The sequence below is a fragment of the Kosakonia sp. H7A genome, assembly GCF_003028445.1.
GTDB classification, from domain to species: domain Bacteria; phylum Pseudomonadota; class Gammaproteobacteria; order Enterobacterales; family Enterobacteriaceae; genus Kosakonia; species Kosakonia radicincitans.
On sequence record NZ_PYTZ01000103.1, the window covers coordinates 1 to 473 of the forward strand.

At 70.6% G+C, this 473-nt stretch carries 1 pseudogene; it reads left to right on the forward strand.

The window, feature by feature from the left end:
• A pseudogene (locus CWM66_RS28425) lies at positions 1 to 473 on the forward strand (nicotinate-nucleotide diphosphorylase (carboxylating)); the annotation flags it as partial.

Here is a 473-nt window from a genome sequence, read left to right on the forward strand (position 1 = left end):
CGCGCCCTGGCCGAGGACATCGGCAGCGGTGACGTGACCGCCGCCCTGCTGCCGGATACCCGCGATATCGCCTACCTGCTGTGCAAGCAGGACGCCGTGATCGCCGGCCGCCCGTGGTTCGACGCCTGCCACCGCGCGCTGGATCCGGACGTGCGGATCGATTGGCGCGTATCCGAAGGCGATCGCGTGGCAGCGGGCACCGTGCTGGCCACGCTGGCCGGCCGCAGCCGTAGCTTGGTGAGCGCCGAACGCACCTCGCTGAATTTCCTGCAGACGCTGTCCGGCACCGCGACCACCACCGCGCATCACGTGGCGGCCGTAGCCGGCACGGGCACGCGCATCCTCGACACGCGCAAGACCCTGCCCGGCCTGCGGCTGGCACAGAAGTACGCCGTGCGCTGCGGCGGAGGCGAGAACCATCGCATCGGCCTGTTCGATACGGTGATGCTCAAGGAGAACCACGTGCGCGCGGC